This window comes from Pseudescherichia vulneris NBRC 102420, from assembly GCF_000759795.1.
GTDB classification, from domain to species: domain Bacteria; phylum Pseudomonadota; class Gammaproteobacteria; order Enterobacterales; family Enterobacteriaceae; genus Pseudescherichia; species Pseudescherichia vulneris.
The window spans coordinates 39,262-54,456 of the sequence record NZ_BBMZ01000002.1 but is presented as its reverse complement, the minus strand read 5'-3'; the positions used below and the strand labels follow the sequence as shown (position 1 = coordinate 54,456).

The following is a 15,195-nucleotide window of genomic DNA, read 5'->3' as shown; positions in this document are numbered from 1 at the left end:
ACCGGGCGTTACCGTGCTGATGCGACAACGCCGGGCGGCACTGCGTTTGCCCGGCCTACGGTTCTGGCGAAGCGGCTGGGCTTGAAAGGCCAGCCAGATGATTTACCATGATTCTCTCAGGTCGATTTTGTATTAGGGACAACCCATGTTTAAGCGTCGTTATATCACTCTTCTTCCCGCGCTTGTTTTGCTCTCTGCCTGCAGCAGCAAACCCAAAACGCCTGAAGCGCCTCCGGCTACCACCGGTACGCCATCCGGCGGTTTCCTGCTTCAGCCGCAGCATGATGTCATTATGTCAGGCGGTGACTTTGCCAATAACCCGGCGGCAGAGCAGTTCATTAATAAAATGGTCAGCAAGCATGGTTTCGATCCCCAGCAGCTGCGTGAAATTTTATCCCAGGCGAAGCGTCTTGATTACGTCCTGCGCCTGATGGATCGCCAGGCACCTACTGGCCCAGCCCCAGTCGGCCCGAACGGCGCATGGCTGCGCTACAAGAAGCAGTTTATTACTCCGGATAACGTGCAGAACGGTGTTGCGTTCTGGAACCAGTATGAAGACGCCCTCAACCGTGCATGGCAGGTCTACGGCGTGCCGCCGGAGATTATCGTGGGCATTATCGGGGTTGAGACCCGCTGGGGCCGCGTGATGGGGAAAACGCGCATTCTCGACGCGCTGGCGACCCTGTCGTTTAACTACCCGCGCCGCGCCGAATACTTCTCCAGCGAGCTGGAGACCTTCCTGCTGATGGCCCGTGACGAGCAGGACGATCCGCTGGAGCTGAAAGGCTCCTTTGCCGGGGCGATGGGCTACGGACAGTTTATGCCCTCATCCTATAAAAAACTGGCGGTCGATTTTAACGGCGACGGACACATTAACCTGTGGGATCCGGTTGACGCGATTGGCAGCGTGGCGAACTACTTTAAAGCCAATGGCTGGGTGAAGGGCGATCCGGTCGCCATTCCGGCTAATGGTCAGGCACCGGGTCTGGCAAACGGCTTTAAAACCAAATACAGCGTCTCGCAGCTGGCGGCCGCTGGCCTGACGCCTCAGCAGCCGGTGGGCAACCATCAGCAGGTAAGCCTGTTGCGTCTTGACGTCGGGACCGGGTACGAATACTGGTACGGTCTGCCGAACTTCTACACCATCACCCGGTACAATGCCAGCACGCACTATGCGATGGCGGTCTGGCAGCTGGGCCAGGCGGTGTCGCTGGCGCGCGTGCAGTAGCGCTTACCCGCGATCCAAGGCCAGCGCACGCTGGCCTTTTTTCTGAATCGGCCTCGTAAAATCCCGTCCTCGCCCCCATATTAAGGGAGAAAGTGCTATCTTATCTCTCTCATTTCAGCCGTTTACGGAGCGGTTATGACTGACAGTGAATTGATGCAGCTGAGCGAGCGCATCGGGCAGGCGTTAAAGGCGCGCGGCGCGACCGTGACCACGGCCGAGTCCTGTACCGGCGGCTGGGTGGCGAAAGCCATTACCGATATCGCCGGCAGCTCCGCCTGGTTTGAACGGGGGTTTGTCACCTATTCTAATGAAGCCAAGGCGCAGATGATCGGCGTTAAACCCGAGACGTTAGCCCAGCACGGCGCAGTGAGCGAGCCTGTGGTGGTGGAGATGGCGATCGGTGCCATTAAGGCCGCTCGTGCAACCTATGCCGTCTCCATTAGCGGCATCGCGGGGCCGGACGGCGGCAGCGAAAACAAGCCGGTTGGCACGGTGTGGTTTGGCTTTGCCAGCGCGGCGGGAGAGGGGATCACGCGGCGGGAATGCTTCGCCGGTGACCGTGAAAACGTGCGCCGCCAGGCCACCGCGTATGCCCTGCAAACCCTGTGGCAACATTTTCTACAAAGAGCTTGATACTGTATGCGTATACAGTATAATGAGCGCAACAAAACAGTAATCCCCGGCGAGCATCACCTGCTTTACCCGGCATGACAGGAGTAATAATGGCTATCGACGAAAACAAACAGAAAGCGTTGGCGGCAGCACTGGGCCAGATCGAAAAGCAATTCGGTAAAGGCTCCATCATGCGCCTGGGTGAAGACCGTACTATGGACGTAGAAACGATCTCCACGGGTTCGCTTTCGCTGGACATCGCCCTCGGTGCGGGCGGCCTGCCAATGGGCCGTATCGTAGAGATCTACGGGCCGGAGTCCTCGGGTAAAACGACGCTGACACTACAGGTTATCGCTGCTGCACAGCGTCAGGGTAAAACCTGTGCCTTTATCGATGCTGAGCACGCGCTTGACCCTGTGTACGCGCGCAAGCTGGGCGTTGATATCGACAACCTGCTTTGCTCCCAGCCGGACACCGGTGAGCAGGCGCTTGAGATCTGTGACGCGCTGGCGCGCTCCGGTGCGGTTGACGTGCTGGTCGTTGACTCCGTTGCGGCACTGACGCCGAAAGCCGAGATCGAAGGCGAGATCGGTGACTCTCACATGGGCCTCGCGGCACGTATGATGAGCCAGGCGATGCGTAAGCTGGCGGGTAACCTGAAGCAGTCCAACACCCTGCTGATCTTCATCAACCAGATCCGTATGAAGATTGGCGTGATGTTCGGTAACCCGGAAACCACCACCGGCGGTAACGCGCTGAAATTCTACGCCTCCGTGCGTCTCGACATCCGCCGTATCGGCGCGGTGAAAGAGGGCGATAACGTGGTAGGTAGCGAAACCCGCGTCAAAGTGGTGAAAAACAAGATCGCTGCGCCGTTCAAACAGGCTGAGTTCCAGATCCTCTACGGCGAAGGCATCAACTTCTACGGCGAGCTGGTTGACCTGGGCGTGAAAGAGAAGCTGATCGAAAAAGCGGGCGCATGGTATAGCTACAACGGTGAGAAGATCGGTCAGGGTAAAGCGAATGCGACTACCTGGCTGAAAGAGAACCCGGCTACCGCGAAAGAGATCGAAACGAAGATCCGTGAAATTCTGCTCACGAACCCGGACAGCAAACCGGACTTCACGGTTGACGACAACGACGTCAATGCGAAAGAGACCAACGAAGATTTTTAATAATCTGACGTAATGAACAAGGGCTGCCGATGCAGCCCTTTTTGCTATTTATCTATCCAGCAGGTGTGCCATGACAGATACCTCGCCCCGCCGCTCCGCCTATTCCCGTTTGCTCGATCGCGCCATGCGTATTCTTGGCATGCGTGACCACAGCGAACAGGAGTTCCGCCGCAAGCTCACCGCCCCGGTGATGACCAAAACCGGACCCGAGCCGGTAGACGCCACCGAAGACGATATCAATAACGTGGTGAACTGGTGCTATGAAAACCGCTACCTCGACGATGCCCGCTTTGCCCGCCAGTTTATCGCCAGCCGCAGCCGTAAAGGCTATGGCCCGGCGCGTATCCGCCAGGAGCTGACCCAGAAGGGAATTGATCGGGAAACGGCAGAGGAGGCGATGCGCGAAAGCGACATCGACTGGATTGAGATTGCCCGCGAGCAGGCCCAGCGCAAATATGGCGATCCGCTGCCAGCGGTCTTTGCTGAGAAGGTGAAAGTACAGCGTTTTTTACTCTATCGGGGATTCCTGATGGAGGATATTAAAGAACTTTGGTGAAATTTTACGGCCTGGCTGCATACGGGATTTTACTTCGCAGTCAAGAAAACTTATCTTATTCCCACTTTTTCCAGTAGCTGGTCGTCGCCTGTAACAGGGAGAAACGCCAGCTGCGACATTTCGTTAGCTTGATTTCAGGATAATTATGAGCAAGAGCACCGCTGAGATCCGTCAGGCGTTTCTCGATTTTTTCCATAGTAAAGGTCATCAGGTTGTTGCGAGCAGCTCCCTGGTACCCAACAACGATCCAACTCTGCTGTTTACCAACGCCGGGATGAACCAGTTCAAGGATGTTTTCCTTGGTCTCGACAAGCGTAATTATTCCCGCGCTACCACCGCGCAGCGCTGCGTGCGTGCGGGCGGTAAACACAACGATCTGGAAAACGTCGGTTACACCGCGCGCCATCACACCTTCTTTGAAATGCTGGGTAACTTCAGCTTTGGCGACTATTTCAAACACGATGCTATCCAGTACGCATGGGAACTGCTGACCGGTGAAAACTGGTTCAACCTGCCGAAAGATCGCCTGTGGGTAACCGTCTACGAAACCGACGACGAAGCTTACGAAATCTGGGAAAAAGAAGTTGGCATCCCGCGCGAACGTATCATCCGCATTGGTGATAACAAAGGCGGTGCCTACGCGTCTGATAACTTCTGGCAGATGGGCGATACCGGTCCGTGCGGTCCCTGTACCGAGATCTTCTTCGACCACGGCGCGCATATCGCCGGTGGTCCTCCGGGCAGCCCGGACGAAGACGGCGATCGCTACATTGAGATCTGGAACATCGTCTTTATGCAGTTCAACCGCCAGGCCGATGGCACCATGGAGCCGCTGCCGAAGCCGTCCGTGGACACCGGGATGGGCCTGGAGCGTATTGCGGCCGTGCTGCAGCACGTTAACTCGAACTACGAGATTGACCTGTTCCGCGATCTGATCGCCGCCGTGGCAAAAGTGACCGGCGCTACCGATCTGAACAACAAATCCCTACGCGTGATTGCCGACCACATCCGCTCCTGTGCGTTCCTGCTCGCCGATGGCGTGCTGCCGTCGAACGAGAGCCGTGGCTACGTGCTGCGCCGTATCATTCGTCGTGCGGTCCGTCATGGCAACATGCTCGGCGCGAAAGAGACCTTCTTCTACAAGCTGGTCGCCCCGCTGATTGACGTGATGGGTGCGGCAGGCGAAGAGCTGAAGAGCCAGCAGGCGCAGGTTGAGCAGATCCTGAAAACCGAAGAAGAGCAGTTTGCCCGCACGCTGGAGCGTGGCCTGGCGCTGCTCGACGAAGAGCTGGCGAAGCTGACTGGCGATACGCTGGACGGTGAGACTGTCTTCCGTCTGTATGACACCTACGGCTTCCCAATGGACCTCACCGCCGACGTCTGTCGCGAGCGCGATATCAAAGTCGACGAAGAGGGCTTCAACGTCGCGATGGAAGCGCAGCGCAACCGCGCCCGTGAATCCAGCGGCTTTGGCGCAGACTACAACGCGATGATCCGCGTTGACGGCGCATCCGAATTTAAGGGCTACGACAGCCTGGAGCTGACCAGCAAGGTGACCGCGCTGTTTGTTGAGGGGCAGTCCGTCGACACGATTGGCGCAGGGCAGGAGGCGGTAGTCATTCTTGACGCGACGCCGTTCTACGCTGAATCCGGCGGCCAGGTCGGCGACAAGGGCGAGCTGAAAGGCAACGGCTTCACCTTTACCGTGACCGATACCCAGAAGTATGGTCAGGCGATTGGTCACCAGGGCAAGCTGGCATCCGGCTCCCTGAAAGTGGGCGACGGCGTTAAGGCCGAGGTGGATGAAGCCCGCCGCGAACGTATCCGTCTGAACCACTCTGCCACCCACCTGATGCACGCCGCGCTGCGCGAAGTGCTGGGTACGCACGTGGCACAGAAAGGCTCGCTGGTGAACGACAAGGTGCTGCGCTTTGACTTCTCCCACTTTGAAGCAATGAAGCCTGCGGAGATCCGCGCGGTGGAAGATCTGGTTAACGCTCAGATCCGCCGTAACCTGCCGATCGAAACCCAGATTATGGATCTGGAAGATGCGCGCGCCAAAGGGGCGATGGCGCTGTTTGGCGAGAAGTATGACGAGCGCGTACGCGTGCTGAGCATGGGTGACTTCTCTACCGAGCTGTGTGGCGGCACCCACGCCTCCCGCACCGGTGATATCGGGCTGTTCCGCATCGTGTCTGAATCCGGCACTGCGGCAGGCGTTCGTCGTATCGAAGCCGTCACCGGTGAAAATGCGCTTGCCAGCCTCCATGCACAGAGTGAGCAGCTACATGACATTGCCCAGCTGCTGAAGGGTGACAGTCAGAACCTGAGCGACAAAGTGCGCACCGTTCTCGACAAAACCCGCCAGCTGGAGAAAGAGCTGCAGCAGCTGAAAGCGCAGCAGGCGGCGCAGGAGAGCGCAAACCTCTCTGATAAGGCTGAAGAGATTAACGGCGTGAAGCTGCTGGTGAGCGAGCTGGCGGGCGTCGAGCCGAAGATGCTGCGTACTATGGTTGACGATCTGAAGAACCAGCTGGGTTCCGCGGTAATCGTTCTTGCCACGGTAGCAGAGGGTAAGGTTTCTCTGATTGCGGGGGTCTCGAAAGAGGTGACCGACCGCGTGAAGGCAGGGGAGCTGATTGGTATGGTTGCCCAGCAGGTAGGTGGCAAAGGCGGTGGCCGTCCGGATATGGCGCAGGCTGGCGGTACCGACGCAGCCGCGCTCCCTGCGGCATTAGCCAGCGTCAAAGGCTGGGTAAGCGCAAAACTGTAAGAACAAACAAAGCGAATGCAGACGCCATAGCCCTTGGGTTATGGCGTACTTGCCACTACGCTATTGATAACGATAAAGTCAGGTTGAAGTTGCGTATATCGGCTAAACTTACATTTAACAGAATGTGATGCCGTGACTGCTTACACTTTATGTGTTTGTCATCGCTTACTTTTTGGCGTTATATGATGGATAATGCCGGGATACAAGAGACCCGACTCTTTTAATCTTTCAAGGAGCAAAGAATGCTGATTCTGACTCGTCGAGTTGGTGAGACCCTCATGATTGGGGACGAGGTCACCGTGACAGTTTTAGGGGTTAAGGGCAACCAGGTGAGAATTGGTGTGAACGCCCCTAAAGAAGTATCTGTTCATCGTGAAGAGATCTACCAGCGTATCCAGGCTGAAAAATCACAACAGTCCAGCTACTGATATCATCGCGTCTCGCTTTCTGGCGAGACGCGGCTCTTTCCAGCCCGCTTTTTTTCACTCTTTCTTCTTATTCTCCCCCTTTTGCATGACATTTTCATTTCTCGGCTCACTTTCTTTATGCTGCGTTACGTCAAGGATCCTGCTGATAAAATACTCTTTTTGATCCTTTTCAGTGCAAATTGTTTGCGAAGTGTGCAAACGAATCAGTGCTGGGAAAAATTGTTTGACTTATAAGTCCCAGAAAGTAATATGTGCGCCAACGCAGCGACGAAGAGCAGAAACAAGTTCTTCGAAGCACTCGCAAGAGGCGTGTTGGTGAGGTGGCCGAGAGGCTGAAGGCGCTCCCCTGCTAAGGGAGTATGCGGTCAAAAGCTGCATCCGGGGTTCGAATCCCCGCCTCACCGCCATTTGCATCCATAGCTCAGCTGGATAGAGTACTCGGCTACGAACCGAGCGGTCGGAGGTTCGAATCCTCCTGGATGCACCATTTTCTTCGAGATAACAGCTAAACTGTTGTTTCATGGTCTGCGAAGTTATCGCAAGCACCAAGGAGGATAACGTTGCTTTAGCAACGGCCCGTAGGGCGAGGCGCAGCCAAGTAATCCTCCTGGATGCACCATATTGTGCAGTGTTGCGGCAAGTTGAGCGACATTGAAAAAGTAGTAAAGCAGTACCCTGATGCATCCGTAGCTCAGCTGGATAGAGTACTCGGCTACGAACCGAGCGGTCGGAGGTTCGAATCCTCCCGGATGCACCATCTTCTAGAAAAAGCAGTAAAGCACCATCCTAATGCATCCATAGCTCAGCTGGATAGAGTACTCGGCTACGAACCGAGCGGTCGGAGGTTCGAATCCTCCTGGATGCACCATCTTCTCCTGATATTATCTTCTCTGTTTCATCCTCATAATTTCTCTATCAAATATCCTGTTTACCTGCTAACTCTCTATCGCCATCAGCGACAAAACGCCCTGTTTACGTTAAAGTAATGTTCTGTTATCCGCAGTGTGAGAACGCGATGTACGAACGTTATGACGGTCTGATTTTCGATATGGATGGCACCATCCTTGATACCGAACCTACTCATCGTAAAGCCTGGCACGACGTGCTGGCGCACTATGGCATGCGCTTTGATGAGCAGGCTATTGTCGCGCTTAACGGCTCGCCGACCTGGCGTATTGCGCAGGCGGTGATTGAATGGAACCACGGCGATCTCGATCCTTATGCCCTGGCGCGTGAAAAAACCGAGGCGGTGAAGGCGATGCTGTTGGACACCGTAGAGCCGCTGCCGCTGATTGAGGTGGTGAAAGCGTGGCACGGTCGTCGTCCCATGGCGGTAGGCACCGGCAGCGAGCGCGCCATTGCCGAAGCGCTGCTGACTCACCTTAACCTGCGCCAGTACTTTACCGCCGTGGTCGCTGCCGATGACGTCGAGCACCACAAGCCCGCGCCCGATACCTTCCTGCTCTGTGCCGAGCTGATGGGGGTCGATCCGACCAAATGCGTGGTGTTTGAAGACGCTGACTTTGGTCTAGAGGCGGCGCGGCGGGCAGGAATGGATGCGGTGGACGTGCGTACGCTGTGAGCGACGCGCTGTCACTCCTTTCCCTATTTACCAGCAGCTTTCTCAGCGCCACGCTTCTGCCGGGCAGTTCAGAAGTGCTGCTGGTTGCCCTGTTAATCTCTGGCGTCAGTCAGCCCTGGCTTCTTTTGTTAATAGCAACAATGGGTAATAGCCTTGGAGGGGTGACTAACGTTATCCTTGGACGTTTCTTTCCGCAGCGTAAAACATCACGCTGGCAGGAAAAAGCCCAACACTATTTGAAACGTTATGGCGCAGCCACGCTATTATTGAGCTGGATGCCTGTTATCGGTGATCTGCTGTGCCTGCTTGCGGGATGGATGCGCATTGCGTGGGGGCCGGTTATCTTTTTTTTATGCCTTGGCAAGGGGCTACGCTACGCCGTCCTGACGGCTGCAACCCTGCAAGGTATAACGTGGTGGCACTAATTGGTTGGTCATACGCTTTTATCGTCAACCATTACAATTATGCTTATTAGAAATGATTTCGACAGGCGGGAGGTCAACTTGATCCCGGACGTATCACAGGCGCTGTCCTGGCTGGAAAAAAATCCTCATGTCCTGAAAGGGATTATGCGAGGGCTGGAGCGCGAAACGCTGCGCGTTAACGCTGACGGCACGCTTGCAACAACCGGACATCCGGAGCAGCTTGGTGCAGCGCTGACACATAAATGGATCACCACTGATTTCGCTGAAGCGCTGCTGGAATTTATTACCCCGGTTGATGGCGATATCGATCATATGCTGACGGTGCTGCGCGACGTGCACCGTTACAGCGTGCGCAACCTGGGAGAGGAACGGCTGTGGCCGCTGAGTATGCCCTGCTACATCGAGAACGGGCAGGATATTGAGCTGGCGCAGTACGGCAAATCCAATATTGGTCGTCTCAAGACGCTCTACCGTGAGGGGTTAAAAAACCGCTACGGTGCGCTGATGCAGACCATCTCGGGCGTGCACTATAACTTTTCTCTGCCAATGGCCTTCTGGCAGGCAAAATGCGGCAGTACGGATAAAGAGGCGGTCTCTGACGGCTATTTCCGCCTGATCCGCAACTACTACCGCTTCGGCTGGGTGATCCCCTACCTGTTCGGCGCATCTCCGGCTATCTGCTCCTCGTTCCTGCAGGGTAAACCCACTACGCTGCCGTTTGAAAAGACGGAAGAGGGGATGTACTACCTGCCGTATGCTACCTCGCTGCGTCTGAGCGACCTCGGCTATACCAATAAATCGCAAAGCAATCTCGGTATTACGTTTAACGATTTAGACGGTTATGTGGCAGCATTGAAACGGGCGATCAAAACGCCGTCTGCTGACTACGAGAAGATGGGGCTGACGAAGGACGGCAAGCATCTGCAGATCAATACCAATATTCTGCAGATCGAAAATGAGCTCTATGCGCCGGTGCGCCCGAAACGGGTGACCCGCAGCGGTGAAGCGCCGTCGGATGCGCTCCTGCGCGGTGGCATTGAGTACATTGAAGTTCGCTCGCTAGATATTAACCCCTTCTCGGCGGTGGGCGTTGACGAGCAGCAGGTGCGTTTCCTCGATCTGTTTATGGTCTGGTGCGTGCTGGCGGATGCGCCAGAGATGAGTAGCGACGAGTTGCTCTGCACGCGGACCAACTGGAATCGTGTGATCCTGGAAGGGCGCAAGCCAGGCCTGACTCTGGGCATCGGCTGTGAAACCGCGCAGTTCCCGTTAAAAGACGTTGGCAAAGATCTGTTCCGTGACCTGAAGCGCGTTGCGCTGACGCTGGACAGCATTGACGGCGGCAGCGCCTATGCGGAAGTGTGCGATCAGCTGGTGGCGAGCTTTGACGATCCGGAGCTGACCTTCTCGGCGCGTATTCTGCACTCAATGCTTGAAAGCGGTATTGGCGGCACCGGCAAGGCGCTGGCGGCACAGTATCGTGATATGCTGCGGGAAGAGCCGCTGGAGGTTCTGCTGGACGAGGACTTCACCAAAGAGCGCGATGCATCCTGGGCGCGTCTGCGGGAGATTGAGGCGGCGGATAGCGAGTCGTTTGAAGATCTGTTGGCAAAACACGCCTGACAGAGCTGATAGAAAAGAAAAAGGCCACATTGCTGTGGCCAAAATTTCATCTCTGAAAACAGGGATGATGATAACAAATGCGCGTCTTTCATATATTCAGACTTGCATGCGTTCAAAGAGTTCACTTATTTTTAAAAAAATCACTCCGGAGGTGAAAAAATGCCGTTGTTGGATAGCTTCACTGTCGACCACACCCGTATGGAAGCCCCTGCTGTTCGCGTTGCGAAAACCATGAACACGCCGCACGGCGATGCCATCACCGTCTTCGACCTGCGTTTCTGCATCCCGAACAAAGAAGTGATGCCGGAGAAGGGCATCCATACGCTGGAGCACCTGTTCGCAGGTTTTATGCGCGACCACCTGAACGGCAACGGCGTGGAGATCATCGATATCTCGCCGATGGGCTGCCGTACCGGCTTCTACATGAGCCTGATTGGCACGCCTGACGAGCAGCGTGTTGCCGATGCCTGGAAAGCGGCGATGGCTGACGTGCTGAAGGTGAAAGAGCAGAACCAGATCCCTGAGCTGAACGTCTACCAGTGCGGCACCTATCAGATGCACTCTCTGGACGAGGCGCAGGAGATTGCGCGGCATATCCTGGAGCGCGACGTGCGCGTCAACAGCAACGACGAGCTGGCGCTGCCGAAAGATAAGTTGCAAGAGCTGCACATCTAGTGGACGTGCCCGGTGGCGCTCGCGCTTACCGGGCCTACGACAGGCACCGCGCCCGGCAATGACCACCACCACGACCTTCTCGTTTACCCATCGCCCGCTGATCCCCTTTGCCCATGATTACGCGCATGGCGACAGTGAGCCGTGGCATCAGCACGACTGCGCCCAGCTGCTGCATAGCCTGAGCGGCGTGGTCAGGGTTGAGACCGCAGCAGGCTGCTGGGTGGTGCCGCCTGGGCGGGGCGTCTGGCTCCCTGCCGCGACGCAGCACGCGTTACGTATTACCGGCAACGTTGCTGCCCGCACGCTGTTTATCGATCCGCTGGCCCGCGCTGACCTGCCTGCGGCCTGCCAAATCGTGCAAATTTCTCCTCTGCTGCGCGAGCTGATTGTTTCATCGTTCGATCTGGCTGAGCGCTACGCGCCCGGCAGCCGCGATGAGCGAATCTATGAGCTGATCCTTGATGAGATCCGGGTGATGCAGGCGCTGCCTTTCCATCTTCCTGAACCGCACAGCGACCTGCTGCGCACGCTGTGTCAGCGGATCGGCGAAGAGCCTGCCCGAGAGTGGACGCCCGCCCTGGCGGCGAGCGTGACCAACATGAGTGAGCGCACCCTGAACCGCCATTTTCAGCAGCAGACGGGTTTAAGCTTTGGCGAGTGGGTGCGCCGGGCTCGCCTGATGGCGGCTCTGCTGCGCCTGGCGCAGGGGCAGTCGGTGCTGCGTGTGGCGCTGGATACCGGCTACGGCAGCCATAGCGCCTTTACCGCCATGTTTCGCCGGGTGATGGGCGTTTCACCCAGCGACTACTTTCGTTAGGCCAGCGTATTCAACAGCGCCTGGAGTGACGCGCGAGCAACGTCGTTATCGATGCCTACGCCCCACCGGCTGCTGCCATCCTGAAACAGACAGTGAATATAGGCGACCGAACGGCTATCGCTGCGCTCGCCCAGGGTGTGCTCGTGATAATCTTTTATCACAAACGACTGCGCGACCCATGACGATAACCCGCTGGCTGCGGCAGAGAGCAGCCCATTGCCGCACCCTTCAAGCTGCCGCGTTTCACCGTCGTGCGAAATGGCAGCGGTTAACCGTAACAGTCCATCCTGCTGGCTTTCACTGCTGTAGCTGAGCAGATGAAAGCGTGGTGCTGGCACCAACCCATAGCGACTGCGGAAAAGCTGCCAGAGCGCATTTTGCGTCATCTCTTTGCCGCCCTCGTCGGCTTCCCGCTGCACGTGCTGGCTGAAGTCCTGCTGCAGGGCGCGGGGCAGCGTCAGGCCGTGATTCTGTTCGATAAGCCATGCGCTGCCGCTCTTGCCCGACTGGCTATTGACGCGGATCACCGCCTCATAGGTGCAGCCGATATCCTGCGGATCGATCGGCAGATAGGGCATCTCCCAGCGTTCGCCGGGCCTGCGCGCGTCGAAGCCTTTCTTAATTGCGTCCTGGTGTGAACCAGAGAAGGCGGTGTAGGCCAGCCGTCCGGCCCAGGGGTGACGCGGGTGCACCGGCAGCTGATTGCAGCTTTCAACCACCTCTACTACGCGCGTCATATCGCTGAAATCCAGCCCCGGCGTGACGCCCTGGCTGTAGAGATTCATCGCCAGCGTCACCAGGCAGACGTTGCCAGTGCGCTCGCCGTTGCCAAACAGACAGCCTTCAACGCGATCTGCGCCCGCCATCACTGCCAGCTCGGCGCTCGCCACGCCCGTGCCGCGATCGTTATGTGGATGGACGCTGATGCAGACCGCCTCGCGCTGGCTAAAATGGCGGCAGAACCACTCAATTTGATCGGCGTAGACGTTGGGCGTATTCACCTCCACGGTGGCGGGCAGGTTGATGATCATGGGGCGTTCGGCGCTGGGCTGCCAGATAGCCGCCACTGCTTCGCAGATCTCCAGGGCGAACTCTGGCTCGGTAAAGCAGAAGGTTTCCGGCGAATACTCATACTGCCAGTGCGTTTGCGGGTTCTCTTCGCACAGCTTACGAATCTGGCGCGTGCTGCGGGTTGCGAGCTCAATCACCTGCGCCTTCTCCATACCGAACACCAGACGGCGAAACAGCGGGGCAGTGGCATTGTAGAGATGCACCGTTGCGCGGCTGGCTCCGTGCAGCGCCTCAAAGGTTCGGGCAATGAGATCCTCGCGCGCCTGGGTTAACACCTGGATCGTCACGTCGTCGGGAATATGATGGTTTTCTATCAGCTGACGCACAAAGTTGAAATCGGTCTGCGAAGCGGAAGGGAAGGCCACTTCAATCTCCTTAAAGCCGCAGTCGAGCAGCAGATTCCAGAGCTGCATTTTACGCGCCACGTCCATGGGTTCGGCCAGGGCCTGGTTACCGTCACGCAGATCGGTAGAGAGCCAGCGCGGCGCGTGGGCGATCTGCTTTTCCGGCCACGTGCGATCGGGCAGGGAGAGAGGGGGGTAGGGCTGGTATTTCTGGGCGGGATCTTTCAGCATGATGTGCTCCTGTTGTCTTTTCACTATCGTGAAGCGATTTCAGGAGCACGGCTTTATCAGGACGGACAATCCCTGTCGCAGTCCGGTCAATTTACTCAGCGATCAGTGCGCGCCCCCGCCACCGCTGCCTGCGCCAAACGGCGGTTTGGCAAACCACACCAGCCCCAGCATGATCACGAAGATCCCTGCGGAGATCCAAAATATCTCGTTGGCCGAGATAATCAGGCCCTGGTTAGTGATCTGCTGGGCTATCCAGCCGGACGCCTGCTGCTGTGTCATCCCCATTCCCTGCAGCTGGTCATACATAAGCTGGGCGTTAGGGTTGTAGGGAGTCACCGACTCCGTGAACTGGGCGTGGTGAATCGACTCCCGGTTGGTCCACAGCGTGGTGGTTATGGACGTGCCGATGGAGCCTGCCAGCGTACGCGAAAAGTTCGACAGGCTGGAGGCGGCGGCAAGGCGCTCAGGCGGCAATCCAGAGAGGATAATGGTCGTCAGCGGCATAAAGAAGCAGGCGACGGCAAACCCCTGGATAAACTGCGGCAGCGCCGAGGCGGCAAAGTCCATGCCCGGCTCGAACGTGTAGGCACGCCAGTAGAAGCAGACCGCATACATGATAAAGCTGAAGGTCACCAGCCGACGCATATCCAGCTTATGGGCAAAGCGACCGATAATCGGCGACAGGATCACCGGGATGATCCCCACCGGCGCAGAGGCCAGCCCCGCCCAGGTGGCCGTGTAGCCGTAGACCTCCTGCAATAGCTGCGGCAGCAGCACAATCGCGCCGAAGTAGAGCATGTAGGCCATGCTGATACAGAGGCAGCCGATGGTGAAGTTGCGCGACTTAAACAGCGAGAGATCGACTATCGGGTGGTCGTCGGTCAGCTCCCAGACTATCAGGAAGCTGAGCGCCACCACTGCCACAATGGTTAGGATAATGATCTCCCTGGAGTTGAACCAGTCCAGCTCTTTACCCTGGTCGAGCATCACCTGCAGACAGCCAACACCGATCACCAGCAGCGCCAGGCCAACGGCGTCAATGCGCCGCTGCTCGGTGCGGGTTTCCCGTCCGCGCAGGCTCTGCATCGCCATCACCACCACCACGATACCGATGGGCACGTTGATAAAGAAGATCCAGCCCCAGTGATAATTATCGCTGATATAACCGCCCAGAATCGGGCCGCAGATCGGGGCGACGATCACCGTCATGGACCACAGCGACAGGGCGATTGAGCGCTTCGCCGGCGGATAGTTGCTGAGCAGCAGACTCTGCGAGAGCGGGATCAGCGGCCCGGCAACGATCCCCTGCAGAACGCGGAAGAAGATCAGCATGTTGAGGCTGGTCGACATTCCGCACGCCCAGGAGGCGATGGCAAAGGCAATGGTCGACCACAGGAACAGCTTTACCTCACCGACGCGCTTCGCCAGCCAGCCGGTGATCGGGATAGAGATGGCGTTTGCCACCCCAAAGGAGGTGATCACCCACGTCCCCTGGCTCAGTGACGCGCCAAGGTTACCGGCAATGGTGGGGATCGCCACGTTGGCGATGGTGGAGTCCAGTACCTGCATAAAGGTCGCCAGCGACAGCGCAATGGTCATAATGACCAGCTGCGCCCCCTCCAGCGGTTTTCTCGGTTGCGTAGCGCTCATCAGGG

At 57.3% G+C, this 15,195-nt stretch carries 13 protein-coding genes and 4 tRNA genes; 15 read left to right on the top strand and 2 right to left on the bottom strand.

Features of this window, described 5'->3' with window-relative positions; translation table 11 throughout:
* Positions 1 to 145: 145 nt before the first annotated feature.
* From mltB to EV102420_RS00355, 15 genes are all read left to right on the top strand, one after another.
* A complete protein-coding gene (gene mltB / locus EV102420_RS00425) occupies positions 146 to 1,228 on the top strand; it encodes a lytic murein transglycosylase B (RefSeq protein ID WP_042387649.1) in 1,083 nt (360 codons plus the stop codon).
* Between the two features lie 135 nt (positions 1,229 to 1,363).
* Positions 1,364 to 1,861 carry a nicotinamide-nucleotide amidase gene (pncC, locus tag EV102420_RS00420; RefSeq protein ID WP_042387646.1) on the top strand — a complete coding sequence of 166 codons (498 nt, stop codon included), beginning with the start codon at positions 1,364 to 1,366 and terminating at the stop codon, positions 1,859 to 1,861.
* An 89-nt stretch (positions 1,862 to 1,950) separates the two neighbouring features.
* Complete coding sequence (gene recA, locus EV102420_RS00415; protein ID WP_042387642.1) at positions 1,951 to 3,015, top strand: recombinase RecA; 1,065 nt, start codon at positions 1,951 to 1,953, stop codon at positions 3,013 to 3,015.
* Positions 3,016 to 3,085: 70 nt separating this feature from the next.
* Positions 3,086 to 3,571: a recombination regulator RecX gene (gene recX, locus EV102420_RS00410; protein WP_042387641.1), complete on the top strand. Its 486-nt coding sequence runs from the start codon at positions 3,086 to 3,088 to the stop codon at positions 3,569 to 3,571.
* A gap of 145 nt (positions 3,572 to 3,716) precedes the next feature.
* Positions 3,717 to 6,344, top strand: a complete 2,628-nt coding sequence (gene alaS, locus EV102420_RS00405) for an alanine--tRNA ligase (protein WP_042387638.1) — start codon at positions 3,717 to 3,719, stop codon at positions 6,342 to 6,344.
* A 242-nt stretch (positions 6,345 to 6,586) separates the two neighbouring features.
* On the top strand, positions 6,587 to 6,772 hold the full coding sequence (gene csrA, locus EV102420_RS00400; protein WP_000906486.1) for a carbon storage regulator CsrA: 186 nt from the start codon (positions 6,587 to 6,589) through the stop codon (positions 6,770 to 6,772).
* Positions 6,773 to 7,086: 314 nt separating this feature from the next.
* A tRNA-Ser gene (locus EV102420_RS00395) sits at positions 7,087 to 7,179 on the top strand.
* 3 nt (positions 7,180 to 7,182) lie between these two features.
* Positions 7,183 to 7,259 (top strand) — tRNA-Arg (locus EV102420_RS00390).
* Positions 7,260 to 7,452: 193 nt separating this feature from the next.
* A tRNA-Arg gene (locus EV102420_RS00385) sits at positions 7,453 to 7,529 on the top strand.
* A 34-nt stretch (positions 7,530 to 7,563) separates the two neighbouring features.
* Positions 7,564 to 7,640, top strand: a tRNA-Arg gene (locus EV102420_RS00380).
* 147 nt (positions 7,641 to 7,787) lie between these two features.
* A complete protein-coding gene (gene yqaB / locus EV102420_RS00375; RefSeq protein ID WP_042388573.1) occupies positions 7,788 to 8,354 on the top strand; it encodes a fructose-1-phosphate/6-phosphogluconate phosphatase in 567 nt (188 codons plus the stop codon).
* Positions 8,351 to 8,779 (top strand): YqaA family protein, encoded by a 429-nt coding sequence (locus EV102420_RS00370; RefSeq protein WP_042387636.1) that lies wholly within the window; start codon positions 8,351 to 8,353, stop codon positions 8,777 to 8,779. Before yqaB ends, EV102420_RS00370 begins: the two co-directional genes overlap by 4 nt.
* A gap of 78 nt (positions 8,780 to 8,857) precedes the next feature.
* Complete coding sequence (gshA, locus tag EV102420_RS00365; protein ID WP_042387633.1) at positions 8,858 to 10,402, top strand: glutamate--cysteine ligase; 1,545 nt, start codon at positions 8,858 to 8,860, stop codon at positions 10,400 to 10,402.
* 159 nt (positions 10,403 to 10,561) lie between these two features.
* Positions 10,562 to 11,077, top strand: a complete 516-nt coding sequence (luxS, locus tag EV102420_RS00360; protein WP_042387630.1) for an S-ribosylhomocysteine lyase — start codon at positions 10,562 to 10,564, stop codon at positions 11,075 to 11,077.
* A 58-nt stretch (positions 11,078 to 11,135) separates the two neighbouring features.
* Positions 11,136 to 11,894 carry an AraC family transcriptional regulator gene (locus EV102420_RS00355; protein WP_042387625.1) on the top strand — a complete coding sequence of 253 codons (759 nt, stop codon included), beginning with the start codon at positions 11,136 to 11,138 and terminating at the stop codon, positions 11,892 to 11,894.
* Here the strand turns inward: EV102420_RS00355 and leuA are convergent.
* Both leuA and emrB read right to left on the bottom strand, forming a co-directional pair.
* Entirely contained in the window at positions 11,891 to 13,540 is a 1,650-nt protein-coding gene (leuA, locus tag EV102420_RS00350) for a 2-isopropylmalate synthase (RefSeq protein WP_042387623.1), read from the bottom strand. The genes EV102420_RS00355 and leuA overlap by 4 nt on opposite strands.
* A gap of 102 nt (positions 13,541 to 13,642) precedes the next feature.
* On the bottom strand, positions 13,643 to 15,190 hold the full coding sequence (gene emrB, locus EV102420_RS00345) for a multidrug efflux MFS transporter permease subunit EmrB (RefSeq protein WP_042387621.1): 1,548 nt from the start codon (positions 15,188 to 15,190) through the stop codon (positions 13,643 to 13,645).
* Positions 15,191 to 15,195 lie beyond the last annotated feature (5 nt).

What these genes read in the sequence shown, in the direction of transcription:
- emrB (WP_042387621.1), bottom strand. Translation starts at nt 15,190, where the DNA reads ATGAGCGCTACGCAACCGAGAAAACCGCTGGAGGGGGCGCAGCTGGTC.
- EV102420_RS00355 (WP_042387625.1), top strand. Translation starts at nt 11,136, where the DNA reads ATGACCACCACCACGACCTTCTCGTTTACCCATCGCCCGCTGATCCCC.
- mltB (WP_042387649.1), top strand. Translation starts at nt 146, where the DNA reads ATGTTTAAGCGTCGTTATATCACTCTTCTTCCCGCGCTTGTTTTGCTC.
- recA (WP_042387642.1), top strand. Translation starts at nt 1,951, where the DNA reads ATGGCTATCGACGAAAACAAACAGAAAGCGTTGGCGGCAGCACTGGGC.
- recX (WP_042387641.1), top strand. Translation starts at nt 3,086, where the DNA reads ATGACAGATACCTCGCCCCGCCGCTCCGCCTATTCCCGTTTGCTCGAT.
- alaS (WP_042387638.1), top strand. Translation starts at nt 3,717, where the DNA reads ATGAGCAAGAGCACCGCTGAGATCCGTCAGGCGTTTCTCGATTTTTTC.
- yqaB (WP_042388573.1), top strand. Translation starts at nt 7,788, where the DNA reads ATGTACGAACGTTATGACGGTCTGATTTTCGATATGGATGGCACCATC.
- leuA (WP_042387623.1), bottom strand. Translation starts at nt 13,540, where the DNA reads ATGCTGAAAGATCCCGCCCAGAAATACCAGCCCTACCCCCCTCTCTCC.
- csrA (WP_000906486.1), top strand. Translation starts at nt 6,587, where the DNA reads ATGCTGATTCTGACTCGTCGAGTTGGTGAGACCCTCATGATTGGGGAC.
- luxS (WP_042387630.1), top strand. Translation starts at nt 10,562, where the DNA reads ATGCCGTTGTTGGATAGCTTCACTGTCGACCACACCCGTATGGAAGCC.
- pncC (WP_042387646.1), top strand. Translation starts at nt 1,364, where the DNA reads ATGACTGACAGTGAATTGATGCAGCTGAGCGAGCGCATCGGGCAGGCG.